The sequence below is a fragment of the Capnocytophaga sp. oral taxon 329 str. F0087 genome, from assembly GCF_000213295.2.
GTDB lineage: Bacteria > Bacteroidota > Bacteroidia > Flavobacteriales > Flavobacteriaceae > Capnocytophaga > Capnocytophaga leadbetteri_A.
Genome location: NZ_KN390066.1, coordinates 1 through 6,300, shown reverse-complemented (window position 1 = coordinate 6,300; position 6,300 = coordinate 1). Strand labels below are relative to the sequence as shown.

Genomic DNA, 6,300 nt, shown 5'->3' with positions numbered 1-6,300 from the left:
ATCTAAACTATAAAGGTATTTAAGCGCAGGGTCTGGGTTTTCTACTCCTACATTTAAGATAGCCTTACCATCGCAAGCGTAGAATACCTCTGTTTTAATAGTAGGCTGTGCCAAAGCTGCTGGTACCGTTACATTCATATCAAACGGACAACCGTGAGTAACAGCATCGCGTACCGAAACTGTATGCGTACCTGCAGGTAACCAGCTGGTGTTAGAAGCCGTCCAAGTTATACCGTCAAAACTGTATTCGTAAGTACCACTACCGCCTTCTACATTGGCTATAGTTACCTCTGCTTTATTAGCATTAGCACTTGTACCACAACCTATTAGTTTGGTAACGCCTGCAAAAGCATTAGTTACTGAAGTATTAATAGTAGTAGTAAAATCTTTAGTACATTCCGCCAAAGCTTGTGTTATAACAATATCGTCTACGGCTATATCTTCACAACCACCAAAAACAGTCATTTCTAATACAAAGAACAAAGAAGTATTAGTTCCTACAGTAGTAGCAGGAATGCTAAGGGTAAGTCGTTTCCAATCATTAGGATTAGTAGAATGTGGCAATACTACTGATTGTTCTGCTAAATAAGCAGTTGGGGTTGCCTTATAAGCTGCTTCGCTAGTGTAAAAACGTACGCGCATTGTGTGAGGAGTTGAACTTGAACACACATGCCCTCCTGAAGAGTTCACCAAGTTCATTATAGCAGCTGAGAAATCAACTTTTTTATTAGGCAATACACTAAATGTGCGCATATAGAAATTAGGCTTACCAGGATCGAGGTCTACGAGCAACATTCTACCTTGTGGAGTATGCGAAGCATCGTTAGGGGTTGTCCAAAGCCCTGGTATAGTAGCCGTAATGTATCTCGCAATAGCGTATTCACCATTAACGGTGTTATTCATATTTGGCCCTGTATTATCTTTAGAAGCTCCTGAACGGCTGTATATTATTGGTGAGTTGTTCATCGGCTCAAAGAAGTAATCAGGGTGTACATAGCTATTAGCGGTAGCATTATTCCCTACTCCAAAATCTTCATTTACAAGGGTAACTACTGAAGCTACCGGTTTGTAATGTACTTTAAAATTATGGGTAGTACCCATAGCCAAGCCTGTAAACACATTGCTGTTTTGTAGTGCTCCCCCATCCATTTGGTATTGATAGGTAAAGAGCGAAGAGGTAGGCGTTACCACCAAATTAAGGGTATTATTAGAAGGACTACAATTGCTAAGGTTAGCTGAGATTGTAGGCATTTGCAAAGTAGTAACACTTACTGTTGTAGACACTTCTTGCCCACAAGTTTCAGGCATCTGCCATACTTTTATATCATCTATAGCAAAGTCGTTACCACTATTACCTGCTTCTAAATCTCTAAATTCTATACGAATAGAAGTTACACTTCCCGTATTCAGTGTACCCTCATATTTTCGCCAGTCTAAAGCATTTATAGCACGTGGTAAACGTCCAGTAGTTTTTGTATCTAATATATGCGAAGGATTGTTTTTATCTACTATTCTAATTTCGATATTAGCATCAATAGATGTAGGATGTGGTGCACAAGATGTATTCAATAAGTTCATCAAATACATTTCATACTTAATAGGTACATTAGGTTTTATACCATCAACATCTTTATAATAAAAGCGTTGTCCTGAAGCAGCCCCTCCTACGTTCATTGCATAAAAACGTCCTGTAGCATCAGTGCCGTTAGAAGTATGGTCTTTAGGTATTGTCCAACACCAAGTTGAGCATATTTGTACTTTATTATGAGGAGCTACAGTATAGTAGCCTTCATGTAAACAGTCACCTGCTGGAACAGTACCATTAGCAGGCTGGAAACTCCAGTTAGAGGGCACTATACTACCCAAAGACTCAGGAGCTCCTTTGCCAAAATCTTCATTTATGAGCATTCTTGGTGAAGGAATAGTGGTATCTTCATACTTTACAGTAATAGTATGCGTACCCGTACTTACATTCTGAAAAAGATATTTTTCTGAAAAAGTAGGGGCATTATCTAATTTAAACAGATAACGGTAAGAAGGCTGTGGGTTTTGTACTCCTACCTTTAAAGTAGGGCGCCCATCGCAATCGTAGAAAATCTCCTTTGTAATCACTGGTGCTACTGAAGCGGTTGGTACTGTTACGGAAATATAACTACTATAGTTGTTACTACTATCTTTTATCCGTACATTATGAGTACCTGCAGGTAGCCAGCCTACATTGCTAGGTTGCCAAGCCCCAACATTAAACTGATATTGGTAGGGAGGCGTACCTCCTGTTACATTGGTAACACTTACTTCTGCCTTATTGGCGTTAGCACCGCTACCGCAACCAATAAGCTTGGTTACGCCGGCATATCCTTTTACTTGCGCCTTTATAGGCACAGAGGCAAAAAAGAAAAACGCTAATAGCCACAAGGGCAATAACTGCATTGTCAGATTCTTTTTCATTATTATTACTATTTTACTTTATGGTTTTTGAAAAATAAAATTACTACTCATTTTTGAGAGTGCAAATATACAACTGTTTTTTGAAATGAGAATTTTTTTCTTGTTTTTTTTCAGTGGGAGGACTGAGAGGGCTGAGAGGACTGGGAAGGCTGGGAAATAGGATATTTTTCTGGTTTTAGGGCGATGATTAGACGTTTGTACTTTGCTCATCTTTCGCTAACTCTTCGCTCTTCCTAAAGGGTAGCTATATTGAACGTAAAGGGTAAATATAAAAGAAATTTTTTCTAATTTGCTAATTTGCTCATTTTCTAATTTGTCTGTTTGCTAATTAATTATTATCTTTGCATCTAATTTAACAAACAAATGAACACCATAGACCAATATAACTCGGTAATAGACAGATGTCGTTCGCTTTTTATCAAGAAGATGAAGGACTACGGCAGTGCGTGGCGCATCTTGCGCTTGCCTTCGCTTACCGACCAGCTCTATATCAAAGCCCAGCGCATACGCGGACTCCAAGAAAACAAAGAGCACAAAATAGACGAAGACGAAACTGCTGAGTTCATCGGCATTATCAACTATGCCCTAATGGCACTCATACAAATAGAAAAAGGCATAGCGGCACAACCTGACCTAAACCTTGAGGAAGCAACCGCCTTATACGACCAAAAAGTAGTCGAAGCACGCAGCCTAATGGAGGCTAAAAACCACGACTATGGCGAGGCGTGGCGCGATATGCGCGTGAGTTCCCTCACCGACCTTATCCTACAGAAGCTCCTACGCGTCAAGCAAATAGAAGACAACCAAGGCAAAACCCTTGTAAGCGAAGGAGTAGAGGCTAACTACCAAGATATGGTCAATTATGCCGTTTTCGCCCTTATCCATCTGACGAGCTAATTTGTCAATTTGGCGATTAGTTATTAACTTTGTAAAAAAATACATAGAAATTATGCCATACACTATCACTATACCCCACGATACCCCACAAGCCTTAGCTTATGTAGAAAAAGCTAAGAAGCTTGACTTTGTGAAAGTAACTGAAATAAAAGAGTTTGAAGAAGAAACACAAGAGCAATATGAACTTATAATGGCTCTCTCTAAAAAAACTAATAGAGCCATTGCGCGCAAATTAGACAAAGCCAGAAACCTAAACTTACCTTTTAAAAACTAACACAAAATGATAGTAATTACTACCGAAGAAGTGAAAAAACACTTATACAAAAAAAGACCATAAATCAATTTGCCGATTTGTCGATTTGCTAATTTGGCAATTAAAGAATATGAAGAACAACACTTACACACAGTACAATGAAGCTCAACTCAATAAAATAGGGAATACCGCTATTTATTTGAGTGAAAGAATACCGAATTTGTCAAAAACAAAGTTTCTAAAATTACTGTATATTTTAGATGAGCTTTCTATTAAGCAATCAGGAATTCCATTCTTAAATTTAGATTATAAAGTATGGAAATTTGGTCCTGTAGCCGAACCTATTTTTATTGATTTATCATCAGAAATGAGCCTTTTAGCTCCATTTATAAAAAGTAATCAAAAAGGACACCTATCAGCTAAAAAAGCCTTTAAAGATGATGAATTTTCAGATAATGACATAGAATTATTAGACGAAGTTATTAAGAGCTTTGGCAATAAAACAGCCAAAGAATTAGTTGCTTATACGCATAACGAAGAGTCTTTATGGAATAAGACTGCCAAAGAAAATAAGGTGTTAAACCTTTTAGAAAATGAAACCATAAACAGTACCAACCTTTATCTTAATTTAGCCGATTTAGTAGCCAATGACCCACGCAAAAAAGCTATTTATGAAGATTATATCGAACAGTTTTAAAAATGTTTACAGAAAGAACCATTATATATTTCACTCCTTTTTACTTTAAAAATGGAAATACAGCTAAGAACAAATATTTTGTAGTACTAAAAAATATTGATAACAAAAGTATTCTTGCTTCTTTACCCACTAGTAAAGATTATATCCCTGAGAAATTGGTAATTGAACAAGGTTGTATAGAATGCGAAAGTAGTAACCTCAATTGTTTTGTACTCTCTCCTTCTACTAAAATCACAGAAGACGGAAAATGTTTCAGTGTTTCTACTTATTTATACGGACATCTATTAGATGAGTACTCTATAGATACATTAACAGAACTTTACCCTTATGAAGCCTCTGATTACCAGATATGGGGACAAATGAAAATATCATTGTTTAACGATCTTATTGAATGCTTAAAAAACTCGAAATCAGTAAAGAGAAAATACAAAAAAATACTATAATCAATTAGCCGATTTGCTAATTTGCTAATTTGCCAATTTTCTTATATATGGAAACCAAAATATCTGTAATAGGCGGAGGTAGTTGGGCTACTGCCCTTGTTAAAATCCTTACCGCCAATATCGACCAAGTGTGCTGGTATATGCGCAACGAGCAGTCCATCGAGCACATCAAAGCTACCAAGCACAACCCTAATTACCTAAGCGATGTACACCTAAACATCAATAAACTGCACCTCACCAGCCACCTCGATGAGGCGGTAGCCTTTAGCGATTACATTATTTTTTGTATCCCTTCGGCTTTCTTAAGCGATGAGTTAAGCAAACTCACCCTACCCCTGACCGATAAGACTATCTTTTCAGCTATCAAAGGTATAGAACCCAAAAGCGGACTGATAGTAGGCGAATATTTCAACAAAATACACCACGTACCTTATGCCCAAATAGGCATTATAGCAGGGCCTTGTCACGCCGAAGAGGTAGCCCTCGAGCGGTTGTCATACCTCACTATCGCTTGCCTCGACGAGGGGAAAGCGCGCTTTATGGCTGAAGCGATGAGTCGCCATTATGTGAAGACGAAAATATCAGACGACGTTATTGGCATAGAGTATGCTGCGATGCTGAAGAATATCTACGCCTTAGCTGCGGGTATAGCCCACGGATTAGGCTATGGCGATAACTTTCAGAGTGTGCTGATGAGCAATGCCATTCGCGAGATGCGTCGTTACATCAAGCATATTTACAAGATAAAGCGCAACATCAACAATTCCGCTTACTTAGGCGACCTATTAGTAACCTCGTACTCACTTTTCAGTCGCAATCGTATGTTTGGCACGATGATAGGCAAAGGCTATACCGTGAAGAGCACAATGGCGGAGATGAATATGGTTGCTGAGGGGTATTACGCCACTAAGAGTGCTTACCTTATCAACAAAAACCAAGAAAAACCGAGTCGCACCCCTATACTCGATGCCGTGTATAAAGTGCTATACGAAGGCAAAAGAGCTAAAACAGAATTTGCTGAACTCACAGCAGAACTAGATTGATTTGCCGATTTGGCGATTATTATTAACTTTGCATCAATAAAACTTATAAAAACCTATAACATTATGCCAGCAATAGCCATAAACCCGACAACTACCACCAACCACAAAGCATTAGGAGCTACAAAAGAAGCCCCTAAAAAGAAACTTTCTTATTATCAAAAGAAAAAAGCAATTGATGAAATAGCACAATCAATCAACAGAAATGTTACCCGAAGAAACTTAATGAAGATGATTTTAGAAGAATGATTTTAATAACCGATAGCAATCTAATTATTAGTGCGTTAATCACACCCAATGGGGCTATAGCCTCTATTATAAAAGCCAAGCATAACTTTCAATTCATCGCCCCAGACTTTGTCTTTGAGGAGATAGATGAGCATTGGGATAAAATAAAAGTCCTTAGCCTCTTAAGCGACAAAGAACTGAAAGCAGAACTACTTTTCTACCGAAACCTGATAAAGGTATACGACCAAAAAGTAACTAAAAAAGCTCTTGACAAAGCAGAAGAAATAGTACGAG

Annotated in this window: 8 protein-coding genes; 7 read left to right on the top strand and 1 reads right to left on the bottom strand. The window is 38.1% G+C overall.

Annotation, left to right across the window (positions count from 1 at the left end):
- A partial coding sequence (locus HMPREF9074_RS11035; RefSeq protein WP_034540826.1) for a hypothetical protein occupies nucleotides 1-2,448 on the bottom strand: 2,448 nt, incomplete at its 3' end.
- Nucleotides 2,449-2,811: 363 nt separating this feature from the next.
- Here HMPREF9074_RS11035 and HMPREF9074_RS11030 point away from each other — a divergent pair.
- The 7 genes from HMPREF9074_RS11030 to HMPREF9074_RS11000 all read left to right on the top strand — a co-directional run.
- Nucleotides 2,812-3,345: a DUF1599 domain-containing protein gene (locus HMPREF9074_RS11030; RefSeq protein ID WP_009392594.1), complete on the top strand. Its 534-nt coding sequence runs from the start codon at nucleotides 2,812-2,814 to the stop codon at nucleotides 3,343-3,345.
- 52 nt (nucleotides 3,346-3,397) lie between these two features.
- Complete coding sequence (locus HMPREF9074_RS11025) at nucleotides 3,398-3,619, top strand: hypothetical protein (protein WP_009392593.1); 222 nt, start codon at nucleotides 3,398-3,400, stop codon at nucleotides 3,617-3,619.
- A gap of 109 nt (nucleotides 3,620-3,728) precedes the next feature.
- Entirely contained in the window at nucleotides 3,729-4,295 is a 567-nt protein-coding gene (locus tag HMPREF9074_RS11020) for a Panacea domain-containing protein (RefSeq protein WP_009392592.1), read from the top strand.
- Nucleotides 4,296-4,297: 2 nt separating this feature from the next.
- Nucleotides 4,298-4,738: a hypothetical protein gene (locus HMPREF9074_RS11015; RefSeq protein ID WP_009392590.1), complete on the top strand. Its 441-nt coding sequence runs from the start codon at nucleotides 4,298-4,300 to the stop codon at nucleotides 4,736-4,738.
- A 47-nt stretch (nucleotides 4,739-4,785) separates the two neighbouring features.
- Nucleotides 4,786-5,781 (top strand): NAD(P)H-dependent glycerol-3-phosphate dehydrogenase, encoded by a 996-nt coding sequence (locus tag HMPREF9074_RS11010; protein ID WP_009392589.1) that lies wholly within the window; start codon nucleotides 4,786-4,788, stop codon nucleotides 5,779-5,781.
- A gap of 63 nt (nucleotides 5,782-5,844) precedes the next feature.
- Nucleotides 5,845-6,027, top strand: coding sequence for a hypothetical protein (locus tag HMPREF9074_RS11005; RefSeq protein WP_034540822.1), 183 nt, complete (start codon nucleotides 5,845-5,847; stop codon nucleotides 6,025-6,027).
- A partial coding sequence (locus HMPREF9074_RS11000; protein ID WP_034540819.1) for a PIN domain-containing protein occupies nucleotides 6,024-6,300 on the top strand: 277 nt, incomplete at its 3' end. The genes HMPREF9074_RS11005 and HMPREF9074_RS11000, both read left to right, overlap by 4 nt.